Source organism: Pseudoduganella umbonata (genome assembly GCF_014192225.1).
In the GTDB taxonomy this organism is placed as follows: domain Bacteria; phylum Pseudomonadota; class Gammaproteobacteria; order Burkholderiales; family Burkholderiaceae_D; genus Rugamonas; species Rugamonas umbonata.
In genome coordinates this window covers 194,183-209,942 of record NZ_JACHXS010000010.1, presented here as the reverse complement: position 1 = coordinate 209,942, position 15,760 = coordinate 194,183, and the positions used below count along the sequence as shown (strand labels likewise).

The 15,760-nt window shown below is 63.8% G+C and carries 16 protein-coding genes; 9 read left to right on the top strand and 7 right to left on the bottom strand.

Annotated elements, in window-relative coordinates:
• Positions 1–7 precede the first annotated feature (7 nt).
• From prfA to FHS02_RS23395, 3 genes are all read right to left on the bottom strand, one after another.
• Positions 8–1,084, bottom strand: a complete 1,077-nt coding sequence (gene prfA / locus FHS02_RS23405; protein ID WP_137315543.1) for a peptide chain release factor 1 — start codon at positions 1,082–1,084, stop codon at positions 8–10.
• 69 nt (positions 1,085–1,153) lie between these two features.
• Positions 1,154–2,476 (bottom strand): glutamyl-tRNA reductase, encoded by a 1,323-nt coding sequence (hemA, locus tag FHS02_RS23400; protein WP_137315544.1) that lies wholly within the window; start codon positions 2,474–2,476, stop codon positions 1,154–1,156.
• Between the two features lie 125 nt (positions 2,477–2,601).
• Complete coding sequence (locus tag FHS02_RS23395) at positions 2,602–3,291, bottom strand: response regulator transcription factor (RefSeq protein WP_137315545.1); 690 nt, start codon at positions 3,289–3,291, stop codon at positions 2,602–2,604.
• A gap of 200 nt (positions 3,292–3,491) precedes the next feature.
• On the opposite strand from FHS02_RS23395, the gene FHS02_RS23390 reads away from it, so the two are divergent.
• A complete protein-coding gene (locus FHS02_RS23390; RefSeq protein ID WP_229422294.1) occupies positions 3,492–3,983 on the top strand; it encodes a hypothetical protein in 492 nt (163 codons plus the stop codon).
• Between the two features lie 204 nt (positions 3,984–4,187).
• Here FHS02_RS23390 and minE read toward each other — a convergent pair whose 3' ends face one another.
• From minE to metE, 4 genes are all read right to left on the bottom strand, one after another.
• On the bottom strand, positions 4,188–4,439 hold the full coding sequence (minE, locus tag FHS02_RS23385; RefSeq protein ID WP_131148321.1) for a cell division topological specificity factor MinE: 252 nt from the start codon (positions 4,437–4,439) through the stop codon (positions 4,188–4,190).
• Positions 4,440–5,255 carry a septum site-determining protein MinD gene (gene minD, locus FHS02_RS23380; RefSeq protein ID WP_137315546.1) on the bottom strand — a complete coding sequence of 272 codons (816 nt, stop codon included), beginning with the start codon at positions 5,253–5,255 and terminating at the stop codon, positions 4,440–4,442. It lies immediately after the preceding gene.
• Positions 5,256–5,318: 63 nt separating this feature from the next.
• A complete protein-coding gene (gene minC / locus FHS02_RS23375) occupies positions 5,319–6,080 on the bottom strand; it encodes a septum site-determining protein MinC (RefSeq protein ID WP_137315547.1) in 762 nt (253 codons plus the stop codon).
• Between the two features lie 106 nt (positions 6,081–6,186).
• Entirely contained in the window at positions 6,187–8,565 is a 2,379-nt protein-coding gene (gene metE, locus FHS02_RS23370) for a 5-methyltetrahydropteroyltriglutamate--homocysteine S-methyltransferase (RefSeq protein WP_137315548.1), read from the bottom strand.
• Positions 8,566–8,665: 100 nt separating this feature from the next.
• Between metE and FHS02_RS23365 the strand changes: the two genes are divergently transcribed.
• The 8 genes from FHS02_RS23365 to FHS02_RS23330 all read left to right on the top strand — a co-directional run bounded on the left by FHS02_RS23365 (position 8,666) and on the right by FHS02_RS23330 (position 15,726).
• The gene (locus FHS02_RS23365; RefSeq protein WP_137315549.1) at positions 8,666–9,574 is read left to right on the top strand and encodes a LysR family transcriptional regulator; all 909 of its coding nucleotides are present in this window, start codon (positions 8,666–8,668) and stop codon (positions 9,572–9,574) included.
• Positions 9,575–9,680: 106 nt separating this feature from the next.
• The gene (locus tag FHS02_RS23360) at positions 9,681–10,169 is read left to right on the top strand and encodes a phasin family protein (RefSeq protein ID WP_137315550.1); all 489 of its coding nucleotides are present in this window, start codon (positions 9,681–9,683) and stop codon (positions 10,167–10,169) included.
• 102 nt (positions 10,170–10,271) lie between these two features.
• Complete coding sequence (locus FHS02_RS23355; protein WP_137315551.1) at positions 10,272–11,450, top strand: acetyl-CoA C-acetyltransferase; 1,179 nt, start codon at positions 10,272–10,274, stop codon at positions 11,448–11,450.
• A gap of 79 nt (positions 11,451–11,529) precedes the next feature.
• Positions 11,530–12,270, top strand: a complete 741-nt coding sequence (gene phbB / locus FHS02_RS23350) for an acetoacetyl-CoA reductase (RefSeq protein WP_137315552.1) — start codon at positions 11,530–11,532, stop codon at positions 12,268–12,270.
• A gap of 108 nt (positions 12,271–12,378) precedes the next feature.
• Positions 12,379–13,692, top strand: coding sequence for an amino acid deaminase (locus tag FHS02_RS23345; protein WP_137315553.1), 1,314 nt, complete (start codon positions 12,379–12,381; stop codon positions 13,690–13,692).
• Between the two features lie 35 nt (positions 13,693–13,727).
• Positions 13,728–14,681, top strand: coding sequence for a prolyl aminopeptidase (pip, locus tag FHS02_RS23340; RefSeq protein WP_137315554.1), 954 nt, complete (start codon positions 13,728–13,730; stop codon positions 14,679–14,681).
• Between the two features lie 94 nt (positions 14,682–14,775).
• A complete protein-coding gene (locus FHS02_RS23335) occupies positions 14,776–15,240 on the top strand; it encodes a DUF2721 domain-containing protein (protein WP_137315555.1) in 465 nt (154 codons plus the stop codon).
• A gap of 33 nt (positions 15,241–15,273) precedes the next feature.
• On the top strand, positions 15,274–15,726 hold the full coding sequence (locus FHS02_RS23330) for a hypothetical protein (RefSeq protein ID WP_137315556.1): 453 nt from the start codon (positions 15,274–15,276) through the stop codon (positions 15,724–15,726).
• Positions 15,727–15,760 lie beyond the last annotated feature (34 nt).

The following is a 15,760-nucleotide window of genomic DNA, read 5'->3' as shown; positions in this document are numbered from 1 at the left end:
TGAAGGCTCAGTCGCCCAGCGCGGCGAGCTGTTCGGCCTGGTGCTCGGCGGACAATGCCGTCGTCAGTTCGGCCAGGTCGCCATCCATGATCATGTCGAGCTTGTACAGCGTGAGGTTGATGCGGTGGTCCGTCATCCGTCCCTGCGGGAAGTTGTAGGTGCGGATGCGTTCGCTGCGGTCGCCGCTGCCGATCAGGCTCTTGCGGGTGGCGGCTTCCTTCGACTGCTGCTCGCGCAGTTGCACGTCCTTGATACGGGCCGCCAGCACTTTCATGGCCGATGCCTTGTTCTTGTGCTGCGAGCGGTCGTCCTGGCATTCGACGACGATGCCGCTCGGCAGGTGGGTGATGCGGACGGCCGAGTCGGTCTTGTTGATGTGCTGGCCGCCGGCGCCCGAGGCGCGGTAGGTATCGATGCGCAAGTCCGCCGGATTGATGTGCACGTCCTCCACTTCATCCGCTTCCGGCATCACGGCCACCGTGCAGGCGGACGTATGGATGCGGCCCTGGGTTTCGGTGGCGGGCACGCGCTGCACCCGGTGGCCGCCGGATTCGAATTTCAGTTTCGAGTAGGCACCGTTGCCGACGATGCGGGCGATCACTTCGCGGTAGCCGCCCAGGTCGCTTTCCGAGGCCGACACGATTTCCACCTGCCAGCGGCTGCGTTCGGCGAAACGGGTATACATGCGCAGCAGGTCGCCGGCGAACAGCGCCGATTCGTCACCGCCGGTGCCGGCGCGGATTTCCAGGAAGATGTTGCGCTCGTCGTTGGCATCCTTCGGCAGCAGCATTTTCTGCAGGTCGAGTTCCAGGCTGGCGAGCCGGGCCTTGCCGGCGTCGATTTCTTCCTGGGCGAACTCCTTCATATCCGGGTCGCCCAGCATCTGCTGTGCTTCGCCGATATCGTCCAGCACGCCCTGGTAATCCTTGTACAGCGCGACCAAGGGGCCAAGTTCCGCATGTTCGCGGGTCATCTTGCGGTAGCTGTCCATGTTGGCCGTGGCGCCTTCGGACATCAGCAGTTCGTCCAGCTCCACGAGGCGGTTGGCGAGTTGGTCCAGCTTGGCCAGCATTGATGGTTTCATGGTCTTGTTCTGGTATGGGTAGTCATCGCACCGGGACCGGTGCGGCGGCAAATAGAAAGGCGGGGGCCGCTAACGGCGGCCGCGGAACAGCTGGGGCAGCAATTCGGCCAGCTGGGCGCGCTCGGCACCCTGGGCGCGGTGCAGCGCCTGTTGCGGACCATGCATGAACTTGGCCGTAAGGCCTTTCGACAGCGCTTCGAGCACGGCCTCGACATCTTCGCCCTTGGCCAGCAGCTTGCGGGCACGGTCGAGTTCGGCCAGGCGGATCGCCTCGCCATTTTCCTGCAAGCCCTGGATCACGGGGACCACGGCGCGGTCATCGACCCAGTGCATGAACGATTGCACGCGTGTTTCGATGATCGCCTCGGCCTGCGCCACGGCGGCCTGGCGGTTTTCGATACCGGCCTGGACCACCTTGCCCAGGTCATCGACGGTATACAGGAAGACGTCGTTCAGCCTGCCCACTTCCGGTTCGATATCGCGCGGCACGGCCAGGTCGACCATGAACATGGGCTTGTGGCGCCGCGCCTTGATCGCGCGTTCCACCATGCCCAGGCCGATCAGCGGCAGCGACGAGGCGGTGGATGAAATCAGGATGTCGTACTGGTGCAGCTGCGTCTGCAGGTCGGCCAGCCGGATCGCCTTGCCGTTGAAGCGGTGCGCCAGCAGTTCGCCACGCTCCAGCGTGCGGTTGGCCACCGTGATCGACTTCGGGTTCTGCGCCGCGAAGTGGGTGGCGCACAGGTCGATCATTTCGCCGGCGCCGATGAACAGCACGTTCTGTTCGGAGAGCTTGTCGAAGATGCGCTGCGACAGCCGCACGGACGCCGCCGCCATCGACACGCTGTGCGCGCCGATCTCCGTGGTGCTGCGCACTTCCTTCGCGACCGAGAAGCTGCGCTGGAACAGCTGGTGCAGGTAGGTGCCCAGGCCGCCGGCTTCGTCGGCCGTGCGGATGGCATCCTTGATCTGGCCGAGGATCTGCGTTTCGCCCAGCACCATCGAATCGAGGCCCGATGCGACGCGGAATGTGTGGCGCACGGCCTCGTGCTGCGGCAGCATGTACAGGTGTGGCCGCAGTTCCGAGAAATTAAGCTGGTGGAAATCGGCAAGGAAATGCGCGCCGGCGTCGAGCGGGTTGGCGGCACCGCTGGCGGCATACAGCTCGGTACGGTTGCAGGTGGACAGGATGGCTGCCTCGCATCGTCCATCATGCCCAGGGCGCAATCCGGGAAGCGGGCCAGTCGTGTCGCCATCGCGCCCGTCCAGGCGCTGGAACCAGTTGCGCGCCGCGCGCACGGCCGACCCCAGCTGGTCAGGCGCGAACGCCAGCCGCTCGCGCAGGGCGACCGGAGCTGTAGTGTGGTTGAGGCCGACGGCTAGGAGTTGCATTTCCAGAAAAATCAACGACGTAGGCATTGATTATAGCCTGATGTACGGCAATTGGCTGCGCAGGGGCCACGGGGCCGGGATGAGACAAATCGTCCCAGCCGGTACCTGTTGCCATTTTTTAATGCTTAATTGCCGAGTTTTTCCAGACGATAACCGTAGCTGTAAACAGGCACGAGACGGAAACCATTCTCCGGTTTCAACTGCAGTTTATTGCGTACGCGCGACACGTGGGTATCCATCGTGCGGGACGGAACATCGGTTTCGCGAATCCACACGGCCTCATGTATATAGGCGCGCGACAGCGGACGACCAATGTTGCGGAAAAACAGCAGGGCCAGGTAAAACTCCTTGTGCGTGACATCCAGCACCTGCCCATTCATTAACAGCCGGCCCGGACGGGTTTCAAATACATATTGCCCGAAAGTCAGTTGTTCGGCACCGTTCTGCGCCGGGAAAGCACGGCGCAACAGCGCCTGGACACGGGCCACCATTTCACTGCGGCGCAATGGCTTGATCATGTAGTCGTCGGCGCCGGCATCGAGGCCCGAGACGATGTCGTCCTCGCCGGAACTGGTGGTCAGGAACATCACCGGCGCATCCTCGTGGAGTTTTTCCCGCGCCTTGCGCATCAGCTCCGTGCCCCCCATATCGGTTACCTGCCAGTCGAAAATAAGCATGTCGTAACTATCCCTGCGCAGCTGGCCGAGCAGTTCCTTGCCTGTTTGAAAGGCATGGCAAACGTGGCCGGCGGAAGTCAGCACCTGGGAAATCAGGTCGGTCTGGCTTCGGTCATTATCAAGGACTACGATTCTCATCTTATCTGTGGGTTAAAGCACGGCAGTAAGGCTTGGTCACTTGCGAATATAACAGGATTTGCCGAACAGTTACTAATTTGACCAAATCTTGCTTTGTGGACATTATACTTGTGCGGTTTGCACGGTCGCTACACGGTACACTGCTTAAACGGCATTTTCAATGATCTTTTTTGTTTGGCAACTTTTTAGGAGACAGATTCGTGGACAACGGCTGGGAATTGTTGCCTTATTCTTCAGATAATATTGCCGAGGTGCGGGAACGTTGCCGGCGGCTCGTGCGGCGCCGCGCCGCGCTGGCGGCCGGCGTATCCGCAGTGCCGATTCCAGGCATCGATATCGTGTCGGACATGAAGTTGTTCACGCAGCTGATCGAGGAAGTCAATACGGCATTCGGCCTGACACCGGCGCAGATCGAACGGCTGCAGCCGAAGTACCGGCTGATCGCGTATGAGGCGGCGGTCAGCGTGGGCGGCATGCTGGTCGGCAAGCTGATTACACGCGACCTGGTGTTTAAGCTGCTGGCGAAGAGCGGCAAGAAGCTGGTGGCCAGGCAGGCGTCGAAAATCGTGCCGCTGGCCGGGCAGGTGGCATCGGCGGCGATCGGTTTTTTCGCGTTTCGCCAGATCGGCTACCAGCACGTGGACGCGTGCGTGAAGGTGGTGGAAGAGTTGTGGGCGGCGAAAGGCAGGTGAGTGCCGGCACGAAGCGACTATGGCGCGGCACCGTGGCCTGCCGCCGGGGGGGACCGGCGGCAGGCCTGGGAAGCCTGGGAACGATCCTGGCAAGGCCTGCGCGATTGACGAGGCAACATCGCCGGCAAATCGCCTTGCGCGATCGGGTGGCACCGGGACGTCCGGGGCGGCGCGGCGGCCGGCCCGGATGCGCCGGGGAGCAGCTTACGCGTCCGGCAGGACGACGTTCACGTCCAGGACTTCCAGGTTGCCCTGGCGGTCCAGCGAGATCTTGATGTCGTCGGCGTTCACCTTCGTGTACTTCGAAATCACCTCGATCAGTTCCTTGTGCAGCGCCGGCAGGAAGTCCGGACCGCTGCGGCCATTGCGTTCGCGCGCGATGATGATCTGCAGCCGCTCTTTCGCCGCATTGGCCGTTTTCGGCTTGCTGGGGAACAGGAAAGATAGCAGTGCCATTTACTTTCCTCCAAAGATACGCTTGAACAGTCCCGGCTTTTCGTAGTCGATGAAGCGCAGAGGCCGGGTTTCACCCAGGAAGCGGGCAATGACGTCTTCGTAGGCTTCAGCCACATCCGTGCCCTTGAAGTGGATCGCAGGATTGCCCTGGTTCGACGCATGCAGCACCTGTTCCGATTCCGGAATGATGCCGATCAGCGGAATGCGCAGGATTTCCTGCACGTCGGTATGGCTCAGCATTTCACCGGCTTCCACGCGTTTCGGCGAGTAGCGGGTGATCAGCAGGTGTTCCTTGACCGGTTCGCCGCCGGACTGCGCGCGGCGCGACTTGGCTTGCAGGATGCCGAGGATGCGGTCGGAATCGCGCACCGACGATACTTCCGGGTTCGTCACCACGATGGCTTCGTCGGCAAACGTCAGCGCCATCAGCGCGCCGTGCTCGATGCCGGCCGGCGAATCGCAGATGATGTATTCGAAGCCCATGTCGATCAGTTCGGCCAGCACGCGCTCGACGCCGTCTTCGGACAGCGCATCCTTGTCGCGCGTCTGCGAAGCGGGCAGGATGAACAGGTTGTCGCAGTGCTTGTCCTTGATCAGTGCCTGCGGCAGCGAGGCTTCCTTGTTGATCACATTGATCAGGTCGTACACGACGCGGCGCTCGCAACCCATGATCAGGTCGAGGTTGCGCAGGCCCACGTCGAAATCGATGACGGCGGTCTTGTGGCCGCGCATCGCGAGACCGGTGGAAAAGCTGGCGCTGGAAGTCGTCTTGCCGACACCGCCCTTGCCGGACGTTACAACAATAATTCTTGCCACGAATAATCCTTTTAGTGTGAAAGCTCAGGCGCGGGGCGCGGGCGCATTGCCTGTTTAATTGCCTTAATTGACAGATTGTATATCCAGTTTGTCGCCGCTGAGCCTGATTTGTGCGGGTTGCTTTGCCTGCTCGGCAGGGAAACCATCCTCGAACGTACGGTAAACACCCGCGATCGACACCAGTTCTGGCGACATCGACAGAGCGAAGATGCGCGCGCTGGCGTCGCCGGAGGCGCCGGCCAGTGCACGGCCGTTCAGGGTGTTGTAAACATGGATGCTGCCGTCGGCGATGACCTCGGCGCCGTTGTTGACCACGGCCATCACGATCAGGTCGCCGCCACGCGCATAGATGCGCTGGCCGGCACGCACCGGGGTATCGATGATGATCGTGCCCGTGTTGGCCGGCGTGGCGGGTACGGGCACGGCGGCGGGAGGGGGAGCAGGGACTGGCGCGGGCGCCGGCGCCGAGGCTGAAGGGGCGGCGGCGGTGCCCGCATCGTCGCGCTTGCCGGTATCGATCGACAGGCCGAGGGCCTGGATTTCCGCCACCATGTCGGGCCGGGCATTGCGCACGGCAACCGGGTTCAGCCGGTATTTCTTCAGCAGCGCGATCGTGCCGGGCCAGTCGATGCGTTCGGACCCCGGCGCCAGGTCGCCGACGTCGATGACGGCCAGGTCGCCTTCAAAAAAATCTTCGACACCGCCCGTCATGCCGCGCAGGGCGGCATCGAGGGCAATGCGGTCGGACGTGTGCAGGATCGCGGAAACGGCGACAACGGTGGAAATCTTGATTTCGATGGGCTTTTGAAACGGGCTTTTGGACATGACGACAGTAAAAAGTTCGGGCTGGCCCGGGCCCGAGCATTTTACTGTCAAAAAACAATTATCGGTGAGGCATTTTCACGTATGGAACAGCCTGCCGGCCCTGCATTCATGCGGCTTCAGCGTTGTCGCGGCCGTGTGCTTCGGCCGCCAGTTCGGCGCGCATCTGCCGCGCCGCCTCGACCATGTTCCGCAACGCCGCCTCGGTCTCCGGCCAGCCGCGGGTCTTCAGGCCGCAGTCGGGGTTGACCCACAGCTGTCCGGGCGGGATGACCGAGCGGGCACGGCGCAGCAGCGCCAGCATTTCCCCGCGGTCCGGGACGCGCGGCGAGTGGATGTCGTAGACGCCCGGGCCGATGTCGTTCGGGTAGCGGAAGTTGCCGAAGGCATCGAGCAGCGCCATCGCCGAACGGGACGTTTCGATCGTGATCACGTCCGCATCGAGCGCGGCGATCTGCGGCAGGATATCGTTGAACTCGGCGTAGCACATGTGCGTGTGGATCTGCGTATCGTCCCGCGCCACCGCGGCCGCCAGGCGGAAGGCGCGCACCGCCCGGTCCAGGTAGCCGGCGCGCGGGCCCTGGCGCAGCGGCAGGCCCTCGCGCAGCGCCGGTTCGTCGATCTGCACGATCGCGATGCCGGCTTGCTGCAGGTCGTCCACCTCGTCGCGCATCGCCAGCGCGATCTGGTCGGCCGTGTCGGCGCGCGGCTGGTCATCGCGCACGAACGACCATTGCAGGATCGTCACCGGCCCGGTCACCATGCCCTTCACCGGCAACGCCGTCAGGCTTTGCGCATAGCGCGCCCATTCGACGGTGATCGGCGCGGGCCGTGACACGTCGCCCCAGATCACCGGCGGTTTCACGCAGCGCGAGCCGTACGACTGCACCCAGCCGTTCTGCGTGAACGCGAAGCCGGCCAGTTGCTCGCCGAAGTATTCGACCATGTCGTTGCGCTCGGCTTCACCGTGCACCAGCACGTCCAGCCCCAGCGCTTCCTGTCGGCGGATCGCGTGTTCGATCTCCGCGCGCATTGCCGCTTCGTACGCGGCGCCATCCAGTGCGCCGCGCTTGCAGGCAGCACGGGCCGAGCGGATCGCCGGCGTTTGCGGAAACGAGCCGATGGTGGTGGTGGGGAAGGGCGGCAGGTCCAGCTTTACCCCTTGCAGCAGCCGGCGTTCGGCGAACGGCGACTTGCGCTGCGCGGCATCGGCGGGCAGCCTGGCCAGCCGTGCCCGCACCGCAGCGTCGTGCACGCGCGGGCTGGCGCGGCGTGCGGCGATGGCCGCGCGGGAGATCGCCAGCGCTTCCGCCGCGGCGGCGGGGCGTTCGATCGCGGCCCGCAGCACGGCCAGTTCATCGAGCTTTTCATCGGCGAAGGCCAGCCAGGACTTCAGTTCCGGTGCCAGCGCGGTCTCCGGCTGCAGCGTGTACGGCACATGCAGCAACGAGCACGAGGTGGACAGCCACAGCTGGCCATTGCGTTTTTCCAGCACCGGCGCCAGCGTGGCCAGCGCCGCGTCGAGGTCGGTGCGCCAGATATTGCGGCCATCGACGATGCCGACCGACAGCACCTTGTGCACCGGCAGCCAGTCGGCCACGCTGACCAGTTCGTGCGCGGCGCGTACGCCATCCACGTGCAGCCCGGCCACGGGCAGGCGGCAGGCCAGCGACAGGTTTTCTTCCAGCGGCGAAAAGTAGGTGGCCAGCAGCAGCGGCGCGCCGGCCTGGTTCAGCTGCCAGTAAGCGGTGTCGAAGGCGCTGCGCCATTCCTGCGGCAGGTCCAGCCCGAGGATCGGTTCCTCGATCTGTACCCAGGCCACGCCCTGTTCCTTCAACCGCGCCAGCACCTGGCCATAGACTGGCAGCAGGCGCGGCAGCAGGCGGTCCAGCAGGTCCGGGCGCGGCGTGCCGTCGGTGGCCTTGGCCAGCCACAGGAAGGTAAGCGGTCCGATCAGCGTGGCCTTGACGGCGTGGCCCAGTGCCAGCGCTTCGGCCACTTCGTCGAACAGGCGCGAGGAAGCGAGTTCGAACTGCGTTCCGGCGTCGAGTTCGGGCACCAGGTAGTGGTAGTTCGTGTCGAACCACTTGGTCATTTCCAGCGCCGGACTGCCGCTGTCATGGCCAGGATGGCCCTCGTGGCCGCAGCAGCCGCCGTCATTGTCGCGCCCTGCGCCGGCACGGCCGCGCGCCAGCGTGAAGTAGCGGACCAGGGCCGCTTCGTCCTGGAACCCGAAGCGTGCCGGTTCGCAGCCGAACAGCTGGATGTGGTTGGCCACGTGGTCGTAGAAAGCGAAGTCGCCCACGGTAACGAAGTCCAGGCCAGCGTCGCGCTGCCGGGCCCATTGGCGCGCGCGCAGGACGCGGCCGGCATCTTCCAGCTCCGCAGACGTCAGTTCGCCGCGCCAGTGGCGTTCCAGTGCCGTTTTCAATTCGCGGCGGGCGCCGATGCGGGGGTAGCCGGGGATGTGCGTGTAAATGTTTTTCATGTCACGAGAGTTAAATATTCGTGAAGTAGAGTGTGCGACAATGCCATCTATAAGCCAAACGAAACATTTTGCGGTTTAACATGAAAAATATTCATTGACCATGCTGGAGATCCGTCATTTGCGCACGCTTGCCGCGTTGCGCTCGGCAGGGAGCCTGGTGCGCGCGGCCCAGTTGCTGAACCTTACGCAATCGGCGTTGTCGCATCAGATCAAGTTGCTCGAGGACCGCTACGGCGGGCCGCTGTTCGAGCGCAAATCGGTGCCGATCGGCTTTACCGCCACCGGGGCGCGGCTTTTGCGGCTGGCCGACATGCTGCTGCCGGAAATCGAGCTGGCCGAGCGCGATGTGGTACGGCTGATGCAGGGCGACCAGGGACAGTTGCGCGTGGCGCTTGAATGCCATACGTGTTTCGACTGGCTGATGCCGGTAATGGATGAATTCCGCAAGCGCTGGCCCGAGGTCGAGATCGACCTGGTATCGGGCTTCCACAGCGAACCGGTCGACCTGCTGCGCGCCGGCAGTGCCGACCTCGTCATTGGCTCCGACTACAGCGCCCAGTACGCGACGTTCCCGCTGTTCCGCTTTGAAATCCTCACCGTGATGGCGCAAAAACACCGGCTGGCCAGCCAGCGCCGTCTCGCCGCCACCGATTTCGACGGCGAAACGCTGATCACGTACCCGGTGCCGGAAGAGCGCATCGACCTGATCCGCGAAGTGCTGCGCCCGGCCGGCGTGGCCTTCACCCGCCGCACGGCCGAACTGACGGTGGCCATCCTGCAGCTCGTGGCCAGCCGCCGCGGCATTGCCGCGTTGCCGAACTGGGCGATCAAGAACTACGTCGACTACGATTACGTGGTGGCACGGCCCATCGACGAAAACGGATTGTGGAGCGATCTCTACGTGTCGGTTCCGGAGGCCTTGCGGCAAAAGGCGTATGTAGCGGACTTCGTGAAGGTGATCCGCGAGCAGTGCGCGGCATCGCTGGACGGTATTAAATTGCTCTCATAACGCAGAGTTTGATATTTATCAAACAACCATCAAGCTCTGCCAATTAGCATGAAAGCCTTTGCGATATCGCTGTATCCGCACAGCCGTTTTCTGAAAGGGCCTCTTCATGTTTACGCTTCCCACGAAGTTCTTCAGCGCGTGGCCGACCACGCTTTCGGCTCCTTTTTCGGTTCCTTTTTCAGTTCCGTTCCCGGCCAGTTTCCCGGTCCCGCTTTCGACGCCGTTTCCAGCGGAACTGCCGACCGCGCTGCCAGCCGAGTTCGTCAATGCTGGCCGCACCTTCGCCGAAACGCAGCTCGCCGGCTGCAACGCCCTGATGCGGGCAGCCTTTGAAAGCGGCGCCAGCCTGGTCGAGCTGAACGTGCATGCCACGCGTGAAGGCATGGCGGCAGCCAGTACCGTTTCAAACGGACTGCTGTTCGTGCGCGAGCCCCGCGACCTGGTCTGCCTGACGGCATCGCAATCCCAGCAGGCACTGGAACGTGCTCAGCGGTATGGCCGGCAAGTGGCCGGCGTGGCCAACACGGCCCAGCATCGCTTAGGCGAACTCAGCCGCGACTTCGCTGGTAGCTTGCCTCGCAACCCTATAGAATGAAATGTAGTAGCGCTTCGACAACCCTGCTGGCTTAGTTCCTAATTTGGTTTCTAATTTGGTTTCCAATTTAGTTTCTATTCGCTGGCACATAGGAGAAAGTACATGGAAGACGTAGTCATCGTTGCCGCGGCCCGTACCGCGGTCGGCAAATTCGGCGGAAGCCTGGCCAAGATCCCCGCAGCCGACCTGGGTGCGCATGTAATCAAAGGCCTGCTCGCGCAGACCGGCATCGATCCGAACCTGATCAGCGAAGTGATCCTGGGCCAGGTACTGACGGCTGGCGTGGGCCAGAACCCGGGCCGCCAGGCGGTGATCAAGTCCGGCCTGCCGAACGCGATTCCCGGCTACACGATCAACAAGGTGTGCGGCAGCGGCCTGAAGGCCACCTTCCTGGCGGCCCAGGCGATCAAGGCCGGCGATTCCGAGATCGTCATTGCCGGCGGCCAGGAAAACATGAGCGCCTCGCCGCACGTGCTGAACGGCTCGCGCGACGGCTTCCGCATGGGCGACGCGAAGTTGACGGACACGATGATCGTCGACGGCCTGTGGGACGTGTACAACCAGTACCACATGGGCATCACCGCCGAGAACGTCGCGAAGAAGTATGAAATCTCGCGTACCCAGCAGGACGAATTCGCGCTGCAGTCGCAACTGAAGGCCGAAACGGCGCAGAAGGAAGGCAAGTTCAAGGACGAGATCCTGCCGCTGGAAATCCCGCAGAAGAAAGGCACGATCGTCTTCGACAGCGACGAATACATCAAGGCCGGTTCCACGCTCGAAGGACTGCAGGGCTTGCGTCCGGCCTTCAACAAGGAGGGTAGCGTTACCGCCGGTAATGCCTCCGGCCTCAACGACGGCGCGGCCGCCGTGGTGATGATGTCCGCCTCGAAGGCCAAGGAACTGGGCCTGACGCCGCTGGCACGCATCAAGGCCTACGCTTCGTCCGGCCTGGATCCGGCCTACATGGGCATGGGCCCGGTACCAGCCAGCACGCTGGCGCTGAAGAAGGCCGGCTGGTCCCCGCAAGACCTGGACCTGCTGGAAATCAACGAAGCGTTCGCCGCGCAGGCTTGCGCCGTGAACCAGGAAATGGGCTGGGATACCAGCAAGATCAACGTCAACGGCGGCGCGATCGCCATCGGCCACCCGATCGGCGCCTCCGGCGCCCGCATCCTGGTCACGCTGCTGCACGAAATGGTCCGCCGCGATGCGAAGAAAGGCCTGGCCTCGCTGTGCATCGGCGGCGGCATGGGCGTGGCGCTGGCAGTCGAACGCGAATAACAATAGAAGTGAAAGGGGCCACATACGCAGTGGCCCTTTGTTTTTGTCAGTGGAAAACGCTAACTAGAGGGGATGACATATGGCACGAGTTGCATTGGTAACGGGCGGCATGGGTGGTCTGGGCGAAGCAATCTGCATCAAGCTGCTTGCACTGGGCTATAAGGTGGTAACCACGTATTCCCCGAACAATACGAAGTACCAGGGCTGGCTGGATGAAATGAAGGAGAAGGGTTACGACTTCTCCGCCTATCCGGCCGACGTTGGCGACTACGAGTCGGCACAGGCGTGCGTTGCCGCGGTCACCCGCGACATCGGGCCGGTCGACGTGCTGGTCAACAACGCGGGCATCACCCGCGACATGACCTTCAAGAAGATGGACAAGGTGAACTGGGATGCCGTGCTGCGCACCAACCTGGATTCCGTGTTCAACATGACGAAACCGGTTACCGACGGCATGGTTGAACGCGGCTGGGGCCGGATCATCAACATCTCGTCCGTCAACGGCCAGAAGGGCGCCTTCGGCCAGACCAACTATTCGGCGGCGAAGGCCGGCGTGCATGGTTTCACCAAGGCACTGGCGCTGGAAGTGGCGCGCAAGGGCGTGACCGTCAACACCATCTCGCCGGGCTACATCGGCACCAAGATGGTGACCGAGATCCCGCAGGACGTGCTCGATTCGAAAATCCTGCCGCAGATCCCGATGGGCCGCCTGGGCAAGCCGGATGAAGTGGCTGGCCTGGTGGCCTACCTGGCATCGGATGAGGCTGCCTTCGTGACCGGCGCCAATATCGCCATCAACGGCGGCCAGCACATGTCGTAAGCCGCCGCTCACCGGTGGTGCAACCGGGGACAGGTACCTGGTGTCGGGCAAGCCCCGCACCAGGGCCTGTCCCCGCTTCGTTTTCCCCATGCTTTCGAGGAGCCGCGCATGACCATCCTGCCCGACGGCGGCCTGCAACTGGCTGGCCTGGAAGAGCAATCGCTGCAGCCCGGTACCAAAGGCCTGCCTATCACCGAGCCGCTGCGCCAGCACATGGTCGGGATGCAGGGCTGGAACGTGCTCGCGGCCGATACCAGTTTGCCGGTGGCCGTGTTGAAGACGTCCAGCCTGCTGCACAACCTCGACTGGATGCGCGCTTTTTGCGCCCGTTACGATGTGGTGCTGGCGCCCCACGGCAAGACGACGATGAGCCCGCAGTTGTTCGGCGCCCAGCTGGCCAATGGTGCGTGGGGCATCACGCTGGCGACGGCACCGCAGGTGCTGGCTGCGGCGCGCTGCGGCGTACGCCGCGTGCTGCTCGCCAACGAGCTGGTGGCACCGGCCGATATCCGCGCACTGCTGGCGCTGTTGCGCGACGATCCGGCGTTTGAATTGTTCGTGCTGGCCGATTCGGCCGAGGGCGTGCGGCGGTTGTCCGACGCCGCGGCGGGCGCCGCGCTCGGACGGCCGCTGCCGCTGCTGCTGGAGCTGGGCATTGCGGGCCAGCGCACCGGCTGTCGCAGCATCGACGACGCGCGGGCGCTGGCACGCATGATCGCGGCGGCGCCAGGATTGCAACTGGCCGGCATCGAAGGCTACGAAGGCTTGCTGGTCAGCGATGACCGGGCCGCCGATCTCGAGCGCGTCAATACGTTCCTTGCCGGGATGACGGACCTGGCGCGCCAGCTCGACGCGGAACGGCTGTTCGGCGCGCCGCATATCCTGCTGACGGCCGGCGGCTCGTCGTATTTCGACCTGGTGGCGCGCGCGTTCGGCGCGGTCAATGGCTTGTCGCGGCCGGTGTTGCCGGTACTGCGCAGCGGTTGCTACCTGACCAGCGATCATGGCCATTACCAGGAGCTGACGGCCGAACTGGATGAGCGCGAAGGATCAAGAGGCAGCGCGGGCGAAGGCTTGCGGCCGGCGCTGGAGGTATGGAGCGTCGTGCTGTCGCGGCCTGAAGCGGGGCTGGCGATCCTGTCGATGGGCAAGCGCGACGCGTCGTACGACCTGGGCTTGCCGCACGTGCTGGCCGCGCACCGGCCGGGGGAAGGTCCGGTAAGCCTGCCGGACGGCGCGCGGATCGACAAGATGAACGACCAGCATGCGTATCTCCGCCTGCCGGAGGAATCCGGCCTGCGCGTGGGCGACCTGGTCGGGTGCGGCATCTCGCACCCGTGCACGACGTTCGACAAGTGGTCCGTGCTGCTGCTCGTCGACGACGATTACAATGTACAGCGTGCCATCAATACACTTTTTTAACCCCTTTTTTTGACGCGTTTCTAGAAAGCCGGCCCATGCCAGATCCATCGCCGTACCTCTTCCCGCCCATAAACCCTTTGCGCACCGGCATGCTGCAGGTCGATGCGCTGCACACGATCTACTGGGAGGAGGTGGGCAATCCGCACGGCATTCCCGTGGTCTTCCTGCATGGCGGGCCGGGGGCCGGGCTGTCCGCGCAGCACCGGCGCTTCTTCGATCCGCGCCACTACCGCGTGATCCTGTTCGACCAGCGGGGCGCCGGCAAGTCGACACCGCTGGGCGAAACGCGCGGCAACACCACGCAACTGCTGGTGTCGGACATGGAGCAGTTGCGCGAGCTGATGGGCATCGACCGGTGGCTGGTGTTCGGCGGTTCATGGGGTTCCACGCTGGCGCTGGCCTACGGCCAGGCGCACCCGGAACGCTGCCTCGGTTTCGTGCTGCGCGGAATCTTCCTGTGCACGGCGCAGGAAATCGACTGGTTCATCAACGGTGCCCAATGGTTCCATCCGGAGATCCATGAGGAATTCGCGGCGGCCATTCCGCCTGAAGAACGCGGCGACCTGCTGCAGGCATATTACCGGCGCATCATGGATGCCGATCCGGACGTGTACTGGCCGGCGGTACGGGGGTGGAGCCGGTTCGAAGGACGCCGCGTATTCCTGATGCCGCAGCCGGAAGAGCCGTCGTGCGATGCGCTGGACCTGGGCCTGGGCCGGCTGGAGGCGCACTACATGGCGAACCTGGGATTCTTCGAGGAGGAACAACTGCTGAAGAACCTGGAGCGCATCGCGCACTTGCCCGCCGTGATCGTGCACGGCCGCTATGACGTGATTTGCCCGCCGGCGACGGCCTGGCGGCTGCACAGCCACTGGCCTGGCTCGGTCGTGAAAATGGTGCCGGATGCCGGTCATGGCGCCATGGAGCTGGGCATCAGCCGCGAGCTGGTGGCGGCCACCGAAGCGTTCCGCCGGTTCGGCCGGTTTTAAGCCGCCCGGCTTCGCCGCCGCGCGGGCGGCGGCCTGCTACACTTGCGCCTGGAGCGGGCGCATCGTCCCGCAGAGAAAATATAATAGTATGCCAATGAACATTCAGCTGGGCGACATCGGCCACATCATTCAACTGGCGATCGCACCGGTATTCCTGCTGAACGGTGTGTGCACCGCACTGATGGTGCTGATCAATCGCCTGGCGCGCATCATCGACCGCTCGCGTGTCCTGGAAGACCGCCTCGACATCGCCTACAACGACAACTACCTGACCGAGCTGGACGTACTGTACCGCCGCTCGCATTACATCAACATGGCGATCACGCTGTCGACCTTGTGCGGCCTGTTCGTCGGCATCGTGATCGCCTTGCTGTTCGTGGGCGATACCACCGATGTCACGCTCGACAAGTACATTGCCGGCCTGTTCGCGGCGGCGGTGGCCAGCCTGATCGCCAGCTTCGGCGCCCTGCTGCGCGAGATCTTCATTGCATCGTCGGCGATGCGCGCGATGCGCCACGTGCGCCGCGCGCCCAAAACCAACGAGCCAGTCACGAAATAATATAGTCACGAAATAATACTTAGGCACGAAACCATGCACGACTATCAACGCCCCCCGACCCTGCACCGCTACGGTCCCCGTGACGAACTCGACCAGGCACTGAGCCAGGGCCAGTTCGTGCTGCGGCCCAGCGCGGGCTTCCTGACGCTGTCGTTCTCGCAGGCATGGCACCGCGACCTGTTCGACCATTTCGGTGCCGATGCCTGTCTCGTCATCCATAACACGGAGGAATTCGGCGAACGCGTGCACCGCGCCGTGCAGCGCACGCTGCCGAACTGGGCCGGCATCGATGGCGCTGTCGAGTATGGCAGTCGCGCGCGGCTGGGCTCGGCGTTTACGATGGCTGCCCAGGATGCGCCGGAGCAGGAGTGGAAATTCGCCTGGCGGCCGATGCATGCGCAAGCAAGCATGAACCCGGTGATGATCCGCATCGGCAGCCTGGAGAATTTCGCCGAAGTGCGCACGCGCGACCAGTATCCCGCCTGAGCAGGCCAGTGCAGCGCAGGGCAACCAGGCGGTT

Coding starts and splice junctions, on each gene's coding strand:
- prfA (WP_137315543.1), bottom strand. CDS start 1,084: ATGAAACCATCAATGCTGGCCAAGCTGGACCAACTCGCCAACCGCCTC.
- hemA (WP_137315544.1), bottom strand. CDS start 2,476: ATGCAACTCCTAGCCGTCGGCCTCAACCACACTACAGCTCCGGTCGCC.
- FHS02_RS23395 (WP_137315545.1), bottom strand. CDS start 3,291: ATGAGAATCGTAGTCCTTGATAATGACCGAAGCCAGACCGACCTGATT.
- minE (WP_131148321.1), bottom strand. CDS start 4,439: ATGGCACTGCTATCTTTCCTGTTCCCCAGCAAGCCGAAAACGGCCAAT.
- minC (WP_137315547.1), bottom strand. CDS start 6,080: ATGTCCAAAAGCCCGTTTCAAAAGCCCATCGAAATCAAGATTTCCACC.
- metE (WP_137315548.1), bottom strand. CDS start 8,565: ATGAAAAACATTTACACGCACATCCCCGGCTACCCCCGCATCGGCGCC.
- FHS02_RS23365 (WP_137315549.1), top strand. CDS start 8,666: ATGCTGGAGATCCGTCATTTGCGCACGCTTGCCGCGTTGCGCTCGGCA.
- FHS02_RS23360 (WP_137315550.1), top strand. CDS start 9,681: ATGTTTACGCTTCCCACGAAGTTCTTCAGCGCGTGGCCGACCACGCTT.
- FHS02_RS23355 (WP_137315551.1), top strand. CDS start 10,272: ATGGAAGACGTAGTCATCGTTGCCGCGGCCCGTACCGCGGTCGGCAAA.
- phbB (WP_137315552.1), top strand. CDS start 11,530: ATGGCACGAGTTGCATTGGTAACGGGCGGCATGGGTGGTCTGGGCGAA.
- FHS02_RS23345 (WP_137315553.1), top strand. CDS start 12,379: ATGACCATCCTGCCCGACGGCGGCCTGCAACTGGCTGGCCTGGAAGAG.
- pip (WP_137315554.1), top strand. CDS start 13,728: ATGCCAGATCCATCGCCGTACCTCTTCCCGCCCATAAACCCTTTGCGC.
- FHS02_RS23335 (WP_137315555.1), top strand. CDS start 14,776: ATGAACATTCAGCTGGGCGACATCGGCCACATCATTCAACTGGCGATC.
- FHS02_RS23330 (WP_137315556.1), top strand. CDS start 15,274: ATGCACGACTATCAACGCCCCCCGACCCTGCACCGCTACGGTCCCCGT.